This is a genomic window from Saccharopolyspora elongata, assembly GCF_004348985.1.
Lineage (GTDB): Bacteria > Actinomycetota > Actinomycetes > Mycobacteriales > Pseudonocardiaceae > Saccharopolyspora > Saccharopolyspora elongata.
The window spans coordinates 71,347-86,351 of record NZ_SMKW01000032.1; the positions used below are offsets into that span (position 1 = coordinate 71,347).

General features: G+C 70.3%; 14 protein-coding genes. 5 read left to right on the forward strand and 9 right to left on the reverse strand.

Annotated features, from left to right (window positions below):
• Nucleotides 1-302 precede the first annotated feature (302 nt).
• On the reverse strand, nt 303-884 hold the full coding sequence (locus E1288_RS23490) for a TIGR03086 family metal-binding protein (RefSeq protein ID WP_132488512.1): 582 nt from the start codon (nt 882-884) through the stop codon (nt 303-305).
• 61 nt (nt 885-945) lie between these two features.
• Here E1288_RS23490 and E1288_RS23495 point away from each other — a divergent pair, with 61 nt between their 5' ends.
• Entirely contained in the window at nt 946-1,680 is a 735-nt protein-coding gene (locus E1288_RS23495; protein WP_132488514.1) for a helix-turn-helix domain-containing protein, read from the forward strand.
• A 315-nt stretch (nt 1,681-1,995) separates the two neighbouring features.
• Here the strand turns inward: E1288_RS23495 and E1288_RS23500 are convergent, their stop codons facing one another.
• The gene (locus E1288_RS23500; RefSeq protein ID WP_132488516.1) at nt 1,996-2,973 is read right to left on the reverse strand and encodes an ArsR/SmtB family transcription factor; all 978 of its coding nucleotides are present in this window, start codon (nt 2,971-2,973) and stop codon (nt 1,996-1,998) included.
• A gap of 108 nt (nt 2,974-3,081) precedes the next feature.
• On the opposite strand from E1288_RS23500, the gene E1288_RS23505 reads away from it, so the two are divergent.
• Entirely contained in the window at nt 3,082-3,660 is a 579-nt protein-coding gene (locus tag E1288_RS23505) for an NADPH-dependent FMN reductase (protein ID WP_235883759.1), read from the forward strand.
• A gap of 51 nt (nt 3,661-3,711) precedes the next feature.
• Here E1288_RS23505 and E1288_RS23510 read toward each other — a convergent pair whose 3' ends face one another.
• Together E1288_RS23510 and E1288_RS23515 are read right to left on the reverse strand one after the other, a co-directional pair.
• Nucleotides 3,712-4,872: an alpha/beta hydrolase family protein gene (locus tag E1288_RS23510; protein ID WP_132488520.1), complete on the reverse strand. Its 1,161-nt coding sequence runs from the start codon at nt 4,870-4,872 to the stop codon at nt 3,712-3,714.
• A gap of 79 nt (nt 4,873-4,951) precedes the next feature.
• Nucleotides 4,952-5,704, reverse strand: coding sequence for a MerR family transcriptional regulator (locus E1288_RS23515; RefSeq protein WP_132488522.1), 753 nt, complete (start codon nt 5,702-5,704; stop codon nt 4,952-4,954).
• A 179-nt stretch (nt 5,705-5,883) separates the two neighbouring features.
• On the opposite strand from E1288_RS23515, the gene E1288_RS23520 reads away from it, so the two are divergent.
• Nucleotides 5,884-7,167, forward strand: a complete 1,284-nt coding sequence (locus tag E1288_RS23520) for an MFS transporter (RefSeq protein ID WP_132488524.1) — start codon at nt 5,884-5,886, stop codon at nt 7,165-7,167.
• Nucleotides 7,168-7,178: 11 nt separating this feature from the next.
• On the forward strand, nt 7,179-8,144 hold the full coding sequence (locus tag E1288_RS23525; protein ID WP_165968221.1) for a phosphotriesterase family protein: 966 nt from the start codon (nt 7,179-7,181) through the stop codon (nt 8,142-8,144).
• Between the two features lie 189 nt (nt 8,145-8,333).
• On the opposite strand, the gene E1288_RS23530 is transcribed toward E1288_RS23525, so the two are convergent.
• Nucleotides 8,334-9,710: a serine hydrolase gene (locus E1288_RS23530; RefSeq protein ID WP_132488528.1), complete on the reverse strand. Its 1,377-nt coding sequence runs from the start codon at nt 9,708-9,710 to the stop codon at nt 8,334-8,336.
• On the reverse strand, nt 9,707-9,955 hold the full coding sequence (locus tag E1288_RS23535) for a hypothetical protein (protein WP_235883760.1): 249 nt from the start codon (nt 9,953-9,955) through the stop codon (nt 9,707-9,709). Before E1288_RS23535 ends, E1288_RS23530 begins: the two co-directional genes overlap by 4 nt.
• Nucleotides 9,956-10,144: 189 nt before the next feature.
• On the opposite strand from E1288_RS23535, the gene E1288_RS23540 reads away from it, so the two are divergent.
• Nucleotides 10,145-11,068, forward strand: a complete 924-nt coding sequence (locus E1288_RS23540; RefSeq protein WP_132488532.1) for a GbsR/MarR family transcriptional regulator — start codon at nt 10,145-10,147, stop codon at nt 11,066-11,068.
• Nucleotides 11,069-11,309: 241 nt separating this feature from the next.
• Here E1288_RS23540 and E1288_RS23545 read toward each other — a convergent pair whose 3' ends face one another.
• From E1288_RS23545 to E1288_RS23555, 3 genes are all read right to left on the reverse strand, one after another.
• Complete coding sequence (locus E1288_RS23545; protein ID WP_132488534.1) at nt 11,310-12,515, reverse strand: amidohydrolase; 1,206 nt, start codon at nt 12,513-12,515, stop codon at nt 11,310-11,312.
• A 14-nt stretch (nt 12,516-12,529) separates the two neighbouring features.
• The gene (locus tag E1288_RS23550; protein WP_132488535.1) at nt 12,530-13,222 is read right to left on the reverse strand and encodes a GntR family transcriptional regulator; all 693 of its coding nucleotides are present in this window, start codon (nt 13,220-13,222) and stop codon (nt 12,530-12,532) included.
• 112 nt (nt 13,223-13,334) lie between these two features.
• Complete coding sequence (locus tag E1288_RS23555; RefSeq protein ID WP_132488537.1) at nt 13,335-14,816, reverse strand: chlorohydrolase family protein; 1,482 nt, start codon at nt 14,814-14,816, stop codon at nt 13,335-13,337.
• Nucleotides 14,817-15,005: the final 189 nt, after the last annotated feature.

Sequence of the window (15,005 nt, forward strand, 5' to 3'; positions counted from 1 at the left end):
TGGCGGCGTTTTCGCGCGAAACCGTCACCCGCCCTCACGAGGAATGCCGGTTTCGTGTGTGTTTTCAGGCGCTCCACGGCTGTCCGGGCACGACCGCTTGGGCTGAGCTTGTGGCATCGGCGCGGGCGTCCACCTGGCGGTTCGCCCGCCGGGCCTGATGGTGATCGGCGGCCGGTTCCTGTCCGGTGCCGCGCCGCTGGCTGAGGCAGCGCCGCTCGTGAGTGTTTTGGAGTGCTATGGCGCTCCAAAGCGCTCACGAGCAGAGTCACCAGCGGAAACCCGGAAGCTCTCGGTAGGGCCGGTTATGGCGTCCAGGCGGGATTCCGTCCGGTGCGGCCGAGGATCCGGTCCAATGTGGATGCCGTGTCCGGGACGGTGACTTCGGCGTCGTAGACGCCCATCTCCCGGCCCTGGTCGGCGGTTTTCGCGACCTCGCCGTGCACGTAGTCGAGGACGTCGTCGTCTGGCGCCACGCGCTGTCCGGTGGCCTTCGCCAGATCCCAGCCGTGCACCACCAGTTCCACCACGATCATGCCGCCGACCATCGAGGCGGGCAGTTCCGTCGGGCCGCCCATGTGCGTGGTGCCCTCCCACGCGTCTGCCTCGCTCCAGGAGCCCGCGGTGCGGTCCAGCAGCGCCACCAGGTCCGCCGCCCAGTCGCCGCCGGTCAGATCCAGGCCCTGCTCGGCTTCGGCGGGCGGCGGCACCGTCTCCTTGCGCGCGGCGGCCTCCAGCGACGGCCCCCAGAACAGCAGGTGGTTCACCAGCTTGCGCACGTCGTACTCGGCGCACGGCGTCGGGGCGTCGAGCTGGTCGGGCTTGATGTTGCGAACGATTTCCCGCAGCGATGCGGCCGCGCGGGTCAAGAACTGAGCTTCGGACATGGCTCCAGACAAGCACGGCGAGCGGCCGACGTCTTGAACGAACGCGACATAGGATCCACCCGTGACCAGGGACGCCCGCGGACTCGGGGGCGCGTGGACGAAGTACCAGCGCCACGCCACCCACGCCCCGTCACCGGACCTCGCCCGCCACGTCGAGCGCTACTGGGTCGTTTCCTGGGACTACCGCGAGCCCTACCGGCAGCTGATCGTGCCCTTCCCGAACGTGCATCTGACGTTCCAGGACGGCGGCGCGACCGTGAACGGCGTCTTCAGCGGCCACCAGACCAGGGTGCTGAAAGGTCGCAGCGGGGTGTTCGGGGTGGCGTTCCGGCCTGGCTGCTTCCGCCCGTTCCTCGGCGCATCGGTCTCGACGATCACGGACCGGTCGATCGACGCGCGCGAGATCTTCGGCCCGGGCTTGCCGGACGCGCCGGATGTGGCCGAGGTCGAGGGGTTCCTCCGGGCTCGCTTGCCGCGGCCCGACCCGAAGGCCGACGAGGCCGCGGAAATCGTCGCGCTGATCGCCGCGGAACCGCAGATCACCAGGGTCGACGCGCTCGCCGATGAGCTCGGCACGAGCGTCCGCCGGCTGCAGCGGCTGTTCTCGGAGTACGTCGGGGTCGGGCCGAAGTGGGTGATCCGCCGCTACCGGCTGCGCGAGGCGACCGAGCGGATGGGGGAGGGGAACTGGGCGGCGCTCGCGGCCGAACTCGGCTACGCCGACCAGGCGCACTTCGCCCGGGACTTCAAGGACATGTTCGGCGAACCTCCCACCTGGTACGCCGAGCGGTGCTAGCGGCGATTTCGCGCGAAATCGCCGACCGCCAGGCGTGGCGAACGCCGGCTTCGCGCGAAATCGCCACCTTCAGAGAGGCGATTTCGCGCGAAGCCAGCGGTGTCGCGCAGCAGCCGCAGTGGTGCTCGGCTGCCAGGCCGACCGGTCCGGTCCCGCTTGGGGCGAGCACCTGGGTGCAGGTTCCCGTCCGCGCTGAACGTCGGCCAGTCTGGGCTCAGTTGACCATATTGGACATTTCCGTCGCATCCGCTGTTCTGGCGAACGGCCTTGATCTGCGGGCGTTTCCGCCGCTGCCGATCAAGGTGGCGGTGGGGATCACGCGGCCGCGCACAACGTGTCGCCGAGCCGTGAACGCTCGTAGAAGACCTCTCGCCCGCTGCGGCGGCGCGTGATCAGGCCCGCTTCGAGCAGCACTTTGAGGTGCTGGCTGATCGCGCCGGGGGTGACCGACAGGCGCCGCGCGAGGATCGTCGTCGTGGCCGTTTCGCTGAGGGCGACCAGGAGCCGGGCCCGGGTCCGGCCGATCAGGGCGTCGAGGGCGTCCGTGGTGGGCACGACGTCGTGCGACCAGACCGTTCCCACTCCGGCCGCCGGATAGACCAGCATCGGCTGGTAGGGCTCCGCCATGACGGAGGTGTCCGGCCAGTGGAAGACGCTGGGGATCAGGAGCATGCCGTCGCCGCCGAGCGGTCCGCTGCGTTCCCAAGCGAGGGTCCGCACGCGCAACCGGCCGTCGTGCCAGCTGATGTTCGGGTGCAGGTCGTTGAACATCGAGCCGACCCCGTCGCGGGTCAGCTGCCGGGACCGGCGCAGGACCTCCGATTCGAACAGCCCCCGGATCTGGGGCCAGTACCGGGCCAGCGCGATGTCCCAGTACTGGCGCAGTTCCGCGGTCGCCCGCGCCAGCCCGGCGGCCGGGTCGGCGAGGAACTCCTGCACGACGGGGGTTCCGGCGGCCGGGACTCGTGCCGCTTCGGCGACGGCCGCGTCGAGGTCGGCCCCGGCGATCAGGTCCAGTTCGGCGGTGATGTCCGGCAGGGGACTGGACGGCGGGGGTGTCAGGAAGTCCACGAGGTACGGGCCGAGCGGAACCAGCGCGAAGAGCAGCCGGAGGTCCAGCCGGGCGAGCTGCGGGCGTACCGCGCGGATCCACGGCAGGTGCAACGCGTGCCGCCCCGGGTCCTGCAGCAGGCGCAGGCTCGCGACCGCCTCGGAAGCCGGTGAGAACGCGAACCGCAGCCGCGCGAGGTCCGCGGAGGTGAAGTCGAACTCGGCATACGAGGATTTAGGCACGGCGAAAACATTTATCCGTTCGGGACGGGCCGGTCAAACATGTGTGCACGGCAGCCGGAAGCCCGTCCGGTCGCGCAGCAACGGATAACGCACAAGAGGAGAACAGCCGTGCAGACCCACGACAGCGTCGCAACGACCTACGAGGTCGGATACGTCGTCGGCAGCCTGTCCAAGCAGTCGATCAACCGGCGGCTCGCGACCGCGCTCAGCACGCTGGCCCCGGCCGAGCTGCGGCTCACCGAGATCCCGATCGGTGATCTGCCGCTGTACGACCACGAACTCGACGCAGACTTCCCGCAGGTCGGCTGGGACTTGAAGCGTGCCGTCGAAGCATCGGACGCGATCCTGTTCGTCACGCCGGAGCACAACCGGTCGATCCCCGCCGCGCTGAAGAACGCCATCGACTGGGCGACGCGGCCGTGGGGTTCGAACTCGCTCGACGGCAAGCCCGTCGCCGTGATCGGTGCTTCGCCGGGGAAGGTCTCCACCGCAGTCGCCCAGCAACACCTGAAGAACATCCTCTCGTTCACCAACTCTCCGGTGCTCGGCCAGCCGGAGGCGTACATCAACTACTCCGACGGCCTCGTCACCGAGGACGGCAAGGTGACATCCGAGGGCACCGAGCAGTTCCTCCGCCAGTTCATGGAGGCTTTTTCCTCGCACATCAGGAAGAGCCGCGACGAGTGAGGTCGTGAGTGCCTATGGTCGCTGGAGCGGCCATAGGCACTCACGACCGGCTCAGCGGGGGAGGTGCCGTGCGAAGAACGTGCGCACGTGGTCGCGGATCGCGGGCACCGATTCGGCCGGGTCGACCGCGCCGACCAGCTTCGCCCGGTGCTCGGCGCTCATCAGCCCGGCGTCCTGGAGCTGGGGCGCTTGGGCGCCGTAGTCGGTGAACACCCAGTGCGTGGCGTTGTCGAGCTGTTCCCAGCGGGTGCATCCCCGGTGGGCGAGCATCGCCGTCCAGGTGCGCTCGAAGCGCTCGTCGCGGAAGCCGTCGGTGCCCAGCAGCAGCAACGGCCGGTCCACGCCGTCCCGGGCCACCGGGAGCAGTTCGCCGTCCTGGCCGGGTTGTTCCGGCAGGTAGTCGAGGTAGCCCTCCATGTTGACGGCGGCGTCGATGCGCCGGTCCTCGTACAGCGCCTCGGCCACCGTCGCGCCGCCTGCGGAGTGGCCGTACGCGCCGACCCGCCGCAGGTCCAGCGCCCGGCCGAGGTTCTCGGGCAGCGTGCGTGCTTCCGCGTCCGGGTTGCGCCCGGCGGACAGGTCGCCCAGCCGGTCCAGGACGAACCGGGTGTCGGCGACCCGGGTGTCGAGCATGGTGCGGAACAGTTCCGGGTCGGTCCGGGGATCGCCGGGGACGTCGATCGTGCGCACCCGGCCGCCGGGGAATTCGACCTCGCTGGTTTCGCCGGGGTGGTCGATGGTCACCACGACGTTGCCGTGGCTGGCGAGTTCTTCGGCGAGCCCGGTTCCGATGGTGCGCGGGTCGGCGCCGCCCGGGCTGTAGAGCAGCACCGGGCGCGCGACGGGCTGCGCGGGCGCGCCGGTGTGCGAGTGGGTCGCGGTGGCCGCCCAATCCACGCCCTCGTCCGGCAGCTCCGGATGCAGGTAGACCGGGTCGAAGCCCTTGAACACCTCCGCCGCCGCGGGCGTCAGCTGCGGTGCGACCGGGTATCCGCCGACGGTGCTCGCGGGGTAGAACACCGTGATCACCAGTTCCCTGGCGGTGCCGTTCCACGGGTCGGTCCGGTCGCGGTCGATCAGGTGCAGCATCGTGGTGCCGAGCCGGTGCGGTCCGGTCGGCGCCGGTAGCCGCAAGGTCGTCGGCTCCGCGTGCGCGGTGCCGCCGGCGGCGAGCAGCAGCGCGGCGGCGAGGATCGTCGTTGTGCGCAACATGTTTTCCCCTTCCGTTCCCAAGGCATGACAGGTCGAGCCCGCAACTTCCCGTTCGGGCTTTTCGTCGAACCGGCCGGGTTCAGTTCTTCCGCATGACCGCGCAGGCGCGGTCCAGGTAGTCCAAGAAGTCCTCGCCGAACACGAAGCCCCGGTCGTCGGGGACGGCGCGTTCCCGGAGGAAGCGGAGCATCGTCTGAAGGATCGCGGGGTCGCCGCCGGTGAACAGGTCGCCGAGCTCGAACAGGCGCCGCGTGGCGCGCTGCACCCCAGGGTCGTCCACCGGGTCGTCGGCCTCGCAGTGCCGCACCAGCTTCGCCGCCACCAGCGGCCATTCCGCGTCCAGCAGCTTCCTGCCCTCCGCACCGAGCGCGTCGGCGCGTTCGTCCAGGACGGCCTGCTGCTCGTCGGTGATGTACTGGTCGATCGTGGTCATCCGGCCCAGCGCGGTGAGGAATTCGCCGCTCTCCGGGCGCCACGAGCCGTCCAGCTGCTCCAGCAGGTTCCTGGTCCGGCTCCGCAGCGCGTCCAGCCGACTGGCCTGCTCGTCGAGCTGGTCGAGGTGGGCGACGAGCACCTCACGCAGCGCGGCGGGATCGGCCAGCACGTCGCCGATCTCCTCCAGCGACATCCCCAGCTGCCGCAGCAGCCGGATCTGGTAGAGCCGCTGTAAGTCGTGCTCGGTGTACCGGCGGTGCCCGGACCGGGTTCGCTCGCCGGCCTGCAGCAGCCCGAGCTCGTCGTAGTGGTGCAGCGTGCGCACGGTCAGGCCGGTCGCCCTGGCCAGCGCCCCAACACTCCAAAGCGGCTGCTTCTCGCCCCCGGTTCCGGTCACGGGAACGACACTAGAACCTCCCGCTACGTCAGGTTCAACACCGGCGCAGGAGAAATCCACTGTGGACGTGTGGAGACGGGTCTTGCGGCTCTCGACCGGCCGCCTTACGATCCCTGCTACTCGATCGATCGATCGACGGACACGGTCCGATCGGATCGGCTCGCGGCGGGAGTGATGGGATGCACGGCACCAGAGAACTGCGGCGAGTCGCTTCCGCGGCGTTCATCGGCACGGCTCTGGAGTGGTACGACTACTTCCTCTTCGGCGCGGCGGCCGCGCTGGTCTTCGACCGCGTCTTCTTCCCCGACCTCGATCCGGGCACCGGTCTGATCGCCTCCTTCCTCACGTTCGCTGTCGGCTTCGTCGTCCGGCCGCTGGGCGGGATCCTGTTCGGGCACATCGGCGACCGCCTCGGCCGCCGCCGGGCGCTGACCGCCACCCTGCTGATCATGGGCCTGTCCACCGGCGCGATCGGCCTGCTGCCGGGATACCAGCAGATCGGCTTCATGGCCCCGCTGCTGCTCGCCGTTCTGCGCTGCCTGCAAGGGCTTTCCGCGGCAGGCGAGTGGTCCGGCGCGACGCTCATGGCGGTGGAGCACGCGCCAGAGGGGCGGCGCGGCTGGTACGGCGCGATGCCGCAGTACGGGGCGCCGGCGGGCACGCTGCTGTCCAGCGGCGCGATGGCGTTGGCGACGCTGCTGCCCGAGGAGCAGTTCGTGGCGTGGGGCTGGCGGATCCCGTTCCTGGTTTCGTTCGCGCTGCTGCTGGTCGGCTTCCAGGTCCGGCGCCGGATCGAGGAATCCCCCCTGTTCGAAAGGGAATCCCGGGAGAAGGTGCCCGTCCTGGCGGTGCTGCGGGGCCATTGGCGGGAGGTGGTGATCGCGTTGTCGGCGACCATCGCCAACACCGGCGGCCTGTACCTGCTGACGACGTTCCTGGTCGGCTACGGCACGACCGCGCTGGGCCTGCCCAGGCACGTGATGCTCGCGGCGACGCTGATCCCGGCGGCGCTGGAGTTCCCGGTGATGGCGCTGAGCGCCCGGCTGGCCGACCGGTTCGGCCCGGGCCGGATGTGCGTCGTCGGCTCGCTGCTCTCGGCGATCACCGCCTTCCCGGTGTTCCTGCTGGTCGACACGCGATCCCCGGTGCTGGTGGTGCTGGGCGCGGCCGTCGGGATCGGCATGCTCACCATCACCTACGCGGCGCTGGGCACCCTGATCGCGTCGATCTTCCCGCCGTCGCTGCGCTACACGGGCGTCGCGATGGGCGTCAACCTCGCCGGGGTGGTCGGCGGCCTGCTGCCGTACTTCGCCACCCAGCTGCTCGTGCTGTCCGGCAACGCTTCCTGGCCCGCGGCGACGCTGCTGCTCGTGATCGCGGTGTGGAGCCTGCTCGGCAGCCTGGCCGCGCAGCGCCGCCTGGGGGCGAAAAGCCAAGCGCGCCAACCCGAATCGGTGGCCTGAGAGGAATGAGCATGCCCAGCGCGATGACCACATCCGGTCCGGTCGACCGCGACCGGCTCGGCCCGACCCTGCCGCACGAGCACCTGTTCATCAACCTGCTCCGCGAGCGCCGCGGCGACGGCCTGATCACCGACGAGCGGCTGGTCACCGCGGAAGTCGGCGCGTTCGCCGAGCTCGGCGGCGGCACGATCGTGGACCTCACCTCCGCGGAACTGACCGTCGGAGCCGCCCCGGACCCCCGCAGCGACGCCGCAGGCGACACCCGAGACCCGGAGAACGTCCTGGCCGTCGCGCGCGTCGCGAAGGCCGCCGGGCTCAACGTTGTGCTGGGCACCGGGCACTACCGAGACCCGTTCCTGGACCGGGACTGGTTCGACCGGCACGACCCGGACCAGGTCGCCGAGCGGCTGGTCCGCGACCTGACCGAAGGCTTCCCGGGGACCAGCACCCGGGCCGGCATCATCGGCGAGATCGGCGCCGACAAGTGGTACATCTCGGCGGCGGAGGAGCGCTCCTTCCGGGCCGCCGCCCGCGCCCACCGCGCAACCGGGGCGGCGATCTACACCCACGCGGCGCGCTGGCCGGTCGGGCTGCCGCAGCTCGACCTGCTCGCGGCGGAGGACGTCGCGCCGGAGCGGATCGCGATCGGGCACTGCGACCTGGTCGAGAAGCCGGGCTACGCGCTGGAAATCGCGCGGAGAGGGGCCTACGTCGGGATCGACACCATCTTCACGGCGAACCAGCACGAGGTGCGGCGGCGCGTGGCGCTGGTGGTCGAGCTCGCGCGAGCGGGACATCTCGACCAGATCCTGCTCTCCCACGACGTCTGCGTGAAATCGCAGCTCAGCGCATACGGCGGCACCGGCTACACGTTCCTGCAGACGACTTTCCGAGACGCCTTGCGAGAGGCGGGGATCGACGACGGGGAGTTCGAGCGGATCACGGAGGACAACCCGGCCCGACTGCTCTGCGGCTGAACCCGACGGCGCGCGTGAATCCGTCCGGGAGACGTTCGCACCGGACTGCATTGATCGCGGGACGCCCTGGGCAATCCGTTTTCGCCGGTCCGCTACGGGCCCGAGATCCTCAACCGCGACGCCACCCAGATCGGCACGGCCCTGGAACGCCGCTTTCAACGCCAGGCGACGTGAACGAGGTCCGCACGGTCACCCTGATCGTGGGTTCACCCGGCAGTTGGTGTGGAGGTATCGGGCAGCGCCGTCCGCGAAGTCGTAAATCGCGACCGTCTGGGTGTCCTCCAAGGAATCCGCCGGCGGCATCAGGAAATTCGTCTCGCTCACCGGGAGCAGTTCATATCTGATGCGGTCCGGTTTCTGGAGGAATTCCGCCTGCATCGGGTCGAGGACCAGGGTCAGGTGCAGCCTTCTGCCTCCGGCCGACACCTCGTAGCGTGCGCCGGGGCGCTCGTAGACGCCAACGTATCTGGACAGGTCGAGGTTCCGCGTCGCGTCCGGTGCGGGCAGGTCCGGAACGGTGACCGTGCCGAGGTCGGTCAGGATCTCGTTGAACACCGCTCGGTAGAAGCTTTCCCGCGGTCCGCCGTTCGTCAGCATCGTGATGGCGGTGTTCGAGTCCGGCAGGATCCGCAGCCGTGCGTTCTGGCCGATCGTGCTGCCGTCGGCCGCGTAGGCGGTTTCGCCGTGCCAGTCGCACGCGATGAGACCGAGCGCCCACTCCGGCCCGAACATGTACGGATCCGGTACGGGCACCCGCGAACGCATCATCTCCCGGATGCCCTCGGCCGAGACGATCCGCTTTCCGTTCGCCGCCGTGCCTTCGCGGAGCAGGACGTGCGCCATTGCGAGCACCTCCCGGGGCGTCGAGGTGATGCCCCCGCCGGGGCCGAAGGCGCGCGGCAGGTAGTCCACGGGTGTGACGATGGGGCCTTCTTCCAGGGAACGGATCAGGTGGCCGGTCGCGGCGCGGGTTTCGTCCACCTGCTCGCGCCGGCTGCTCGTGCTGGTCAGGCCCATGGGATCGAAGAGGCGATCCCGCATGACGTCGTCCCAGCGCTTGCCGTCGTGCACCTCCAGGATCCGCGCGAGGATCGCGTAACCGAGCGCCGCGCTGTAACCGTGGGTGCGGCCGACCGGGAAGACCTGGGGTGCGTCGGCGATGTTCTCGACCATGCGCTCGTAGACGTCGTCGTCTTCGCCGGGATCGCCGTAGGCTTCCTCGATACCGTTGGTGTGGCACAGCAGGTGCCGTGGGGTGACCTTGGCGCTCGTCTCCGGATCGGCAACCTTGAAACCGGGCAGATAGGTCCGCACCGGCTCGTCCAGGTCGACTTTCCCCTCGTCGACGAGCTGCATGAAGGCCAGCGCGGTCCACGTCTTGGTCATGGAGCCGCACTGGTAGACGGTGTCCGTCGTAACGGGTTCCCGCGTTTCCACGTTCTTGACACCGACCGCGAGCTCAGCGAGTTCTCCGCCGTGGAGCACACCGATCGCGGCGCTCGGGATGCCGTACTCCGCCAGGAGTTCCGCGACCCAGGCTCGAATCCGCGGCACGTCGATCGTCATCGCGGGAGACCGACCGCGTTCGCGGCGTCCGCTTCGAAGTACTCCGTCGTGGCACAGGCGCCGGTGTGCGCCTCGAAGAAGTCCCGGACGGCATCGATGGAGTCGTGGTCGATGACGTTGACCGCCTTGGCCCCGTCCTTGCTCGCGACCGCCAGCTTCCACTTGGCGCCCTTGGGGAGCTTGGCGTGCGCGGTCTTCAGGCCACTCCAGAACTTGCCGTCGTCCGAGACGGTCGACACGGCCATTACGTGCATCGTTGTTCCCTCTCTTTCCAGATGAGGAAAAGCTACGTTGCGTTTTATAACCAGTCAACGAGATGTACCTGCAAAACAGCAGCAAAAGGCTAATCGTTGCAACAGAATTGACAACAAATGCAACTATCCGGACCGAGTCGTTGCAATGTACTGTCGATGAATGCAAGAGGAGGTGTGCCGGTGCCAGGAGGCAGGCTGACCCACGAGGACCGCCGGCGGATCGCGGCATGGCTGGCCGGTGGGCTCGGTTATGCGGAGATCGGCCGTCGGCTCGGCCGGCCAACCTCCACGATCAGCCGCGAGGTGGCGCGAAACGCCGCATCAGGCGACTACCTGGCCGACCACGCGCAGCAGGCCGCCGGCCACCGCGCCCGCCGGCGCAAGCCGGCCCGGCCGGCCGAGCCGGCGACCGACGGGCAGCCGACCGAGGTCGTGCGCGGCTTCGTGGACCAGTTCGCAGCCCGGCTGGCCGCGACCGGCATGCCCCGGATGACCGCCCGGGTGTTCGTCTGCCTGCTCACCGCCGACGCCGACGGCCTGACGGCAGCCGACCTGGTGCACCGGCTGCAGGTCAGCCCGGCGTCGGTGTCCAAGTCCATCGGCTACCTCGAAGCCATGAAATTGGTGGTGCGCCAACAGGATCCCGGTGGGCGCCGCGAGCGGTACGCCATCGACGACGACGTCTGGCTCCGGGCGTGGCAGGCCGACACCGGCGCACACGGCGAGATCGCGACCGCCGCACAGCGGGGCATCGAGATCTTCGGCGCCGACACGACCGCCGGCGCCCGACTCGGCAAGATGGGCCGGTTCTTCGGCCGGCTCAGCGAGCAGATGAGCGGCAGCACCCTCACCGAGGCCGTCGTGCACGACGCGCTGACCGTGCTCGCCGCCCTCGTGCACGCCGGCCGGCCGCTCACCCTGGACGTGCTGGCCACCGCGCTCGACTGGCCCCGGGAGCGTGCCACCGCCGCGCTGGACGCGATCCAGCGTCAACCGGTGATCGCCGACCCCCTCGCCCTGCGGGCCAGCGGGCCCGAGACGTACGTCCTCACCACGAGACCGGACCGCCTGAGCCCGGCGCAACGCGCAGCACTCGAGAAGTGAGTCGGCGCCCTCGACATAGGCGCCGCGGCGTGGCATGCGCAGGTCGGCTCTGGGCGGAGCGCTTTCCGGTAGGTGCGGGCCGGCTCGCGCGCTTCCCACGCCGGACACCGTGAGCACCTGGACCCCTCCGAGCAGGTCACCCAGGAGTGGGGTCTTTGCGGTTTCGCGCGAAACCGCCGCTCCGGCGTCAGGCACCGGCGCCTTCGGGATCAGCCGGGCGGAGCCATTCTGAAACGACCTCTTACTCGGTCAGGCTTCCGCCGTCGGCGACCACGTGGCCGTTGTGGATCACCGTGCGGTCGCGGCCGCGGTCCATCACGGTGGAGGTCACGGTTTCGCCGTCGACGAGCAGCAGATCGCCCTGGTCCCCGACGGCGAGGCCGGGCCGGTCGGCGACCGACGCGACGCGCGGCAGCGAGCGGTCGAGGATCGACGCACCGCCGCGGGAGGCCACCGCGTAGCAGTGCTCGATGAGCTCGTCGGCGCGGAACTGGTTGGTGAATGCGAGCTGCCACGTGCGGTCGAGCATGTCGGCGTTGCCGTACGGCGACCAGTAGTCGCGCTGGCCGTCCTCGCCGAGCCCGACGCGGACACCGGCGGCGGTGAGCTCGGCCAGCGGCAGCGAGTGGTGCCGCGCGGGCGCGACGGTGGCCATCGAGATGTCGAGCTCGGCGAACTCCGCGATCAACCGCCGGGTGGTGGCCTCGGAAACGCTGCCGAGGCTGTAGGCGTGGGAGATGGTGACCTGCCCCGCCATGCCGAGGGCGCGGGTGCGCTCCAGGATCAGGTCGGTCGAGAACACCCCGAGCTCGCCGGGCTCGTGCAGGTGGACGTCGATCGGCGCCTGGTGCTTCTCCGCCAGCCCGAACAGGACGTCCAGGTGGCGCACCGGATCCCGGTCGAGGGTGCACGGGTCGATGCCGCCGACCACGGCGGCGCCCGACGAAAGCGCCTCGTCGATCAGCGGCGGCACGCCCTTCTCCCGCAGCAGGCCGGCCTGCGGGAACGCGATGATCTCGACGTCGCAGCGGTCGCGGTGCGCTTCCTTCGCGGCCAGCACGCCCTCGAACCGCTCCAGCTTGCAGTCCGCGTCGATCTGCGCGTAGCTGCGCACGCGGGTCGTGCCCTGCTCGATCATGCGGCGGAGCGTGTAGGTGGCGCGTTCGGCGATGCTCCACTCGGCGTCGCGCCAGTTCTCGCGGTCGTTCATGACCATCGGCCAGATGCCCGGGCTGCCGGTGTGCGGGCGGAACGGCAGCCCGATCCGGGTCGAGTCGAGGTGGCAGTGCACGTCGGAGAACGACGGCAGGGCGAGCCGCCCGCGGCCGTCGACCGCGTCGGCGCGGTCGGCCTGCGCGGCGTGCGGGGTGATGGCGGTGATCCGCCCGTCCTGGATCTCGATGTCCGAGGGTTCGCCGCCCCACGGGCGCACGTTGGTGATCAGCATTGGCTCTCCGTCGGTCACGTCGCGGGCAGTACGTCGGCGAGGCTGGCCAGCGAGGGAGCCCGGCCCAGCTCGATGTGCGAGAACGCGAGTGCCGCCGCCAGATCGGCGTTGCCCGCGTAGATGGCTTGGCAGATGTCCTTGTGCTCGGCGCACTGGACGCGCATGTCGCGATCCGAGGTCATGGTGAACAGCCACTGCATCAGCCCGAGCGAGGGCTTGAGCGCGTTCTCCAGCATCCGGTTCCCGGTCATCGCGACGATTTCGGCGTGCAACGCGGTGTTGGCGGCCGGGATCTCGTCGGCGTCGCCGCGCCGCGTCGCGTCCTCGGCGGCGTCCATGAGCTCCCGCAGCCGCGTTCCGCCGCCGCCCGCCGCAACGGCTTCGGCGGCCCGGCGCGCCGCCATCACCTCCAGGCTCAGCCGCAGGTCGAAGAGCTCGTCGACGTCCTTGAGCGTGAGGGCGCGGACGGTGGCGCCGCGGCGGGGCGACGCCACGACGAAGCCGTCGGCTTCGAGCCGCGCCAGCGCCTCGCGCACCGGGATGCGGGAGATGCTGAGCGCCTCGGAGAGATCGCGCTCGCGAAGCCGATCGCCGGGCGCGTACTCACCCGCGAAGATCCGGCGGCGGATCTCGTCCGCGGCGCGGACCGCGGTGGACGGCCCGAGGTCCGGACCCTGGCGGCGATCGGTGGCAGCTGGACCGGTCATGGGCCGACCCTACGCGCGGCGACGCGGACGCGGCTTCGACCCAACACCGCCCCGGTGGCCGGCGGTTTCAGCCGAAACCGCCGCCGGATGTCCGCAGTTCCGATTGACGCCGTCATCCAACCGGATCCCCGGTCGTGAACGCCGGGTACGTCGGCGGGAACAGCTCCGCGGCCGGCCGCCGCTGCACGTCGCGCTCGGAGTAGGCCTCGCGCATCTTCTCGAACAGCAGTTGCGCGCGTTTCCGCAGGTCTTCGAGGTCGACGCCGGGGATGCGGGAGTCCGCCAGGACGGTCCGGCCCGCGACGACGGAGTGCGTCGCCTGCCGCGCGGTTCCGTTGAGCAGGAAGGTGCGCACCGGGTCGTCCAGCACGCCGTCGCGGATGTCGTCGATGCGGAACGCCACCACGTCGGCCTGCGCGCCCGGCTCCAGCCGGCCGAGGTCGCCGCGGCCCAGCGCCCGCGCGCCGCCGAGGGTGGCGGCGTCGAGGTAGTCCTCGGCAGGCGCGGCGTCGAGCCGGTCTTCCAGAACCTTCGCCAGGTGGATGCCGACGTCCATGCCCCGGATCAGGTCCGGCGGGAAGGAGTCGGTGCCCAGGCACAGGTTGATGCCCGCGTCCCGGTACATGCCGAAGGTGTGCAGCACCTTCCCGTAGCGCAGGGACGTCTGCGGGCAGTGCACGATCGACACGCCCGCCGCCGCGAGCTTCGCGAGGTCGCCCCGGTCTTCGCCGTGGACGTCCGGGTGCCGGTCGGTGACCAGGCCGTGCGGCACGAGCAGGTGGGTGTCGAGGAGTCCGGTGCGTTCGAGCATCTCCAGCGGCGTGACGCCGTGCTGCCGCTCGACGAGGTCGCGTTCGAGCAGGCCCTGCAGGCAGTGCAGCCGCACGATCGCGTCGCGCTGCCGGGCGGTGGCGGCGGTCTCGCGCATGATTTCTTCGGTGATCGTTTCGATTCGGCAGGGCAGGAGCACGCCGGTCACCAGCGGGTCGGCGAGCCCGGCGACGTGGTCGAGGAACCGCACCGCGTCCTGCAGCCCGGCGCGCCCGCGTTCCTCGTCGAAGGCCACATCGCGACCGCCCTCCGGCAGCGCGACGTTCACGCCCGAGCGGTAGGCGGGGCCGAGGTAGGCGCGCAGGCCCAGCTTGCGCGAGGTCTCGGTCATGGTGACGAGCTCGTCGTAGGGCTCGGCCCACGAGCTGTGGATCTCCGAGGCGATCGGCATGTACGTGGTGATGCCGTGCAGGGCGAGCTGCACCAGGGCGTACTCGCGGATCGTCGCGCGTTCCTCGGGGGTGAACACGTCGCGGCGCCGGTGCTGGAAGTAGTCCAGCGACCACTGGAGCCCATCGGCCCGCTCCGGCGTCGGCCAGGCGTCGAGCACCAGGTGGTCGATGTCGGTGAGGGCGTCCAGGTCGATGAGGCCGGGCAGCACCAGCGATTCGCCGAGGTCGAGTTCGGCGTCGACGGGCCCGTCGACGCCGTGGCCGACGTGGACGATCACGTCGTCCTCCCAGACCACTTCGCCGTCGCGCAGGAGCGCGTGGTGTCCGTCCTGGTGGGCGAGGACGTGGCTGGCCCGCCAACGCGTGCGCATGGGATCTCCTCGGGCTCGGTTCTCGGTGGCCTGGAAGTGCCCCGACACTAGCATTTGGCATACCAAATGCGAACGGTCTTTTCGGTGGAGCTGACCGGGCGAGGCGACCATGGGGCGTTCCGTATCGGTAAACGCCTAGCTCAATCGGTAAATGTTAAGCCGAGGTAACTCTTCGCCCGTCTGATCTGG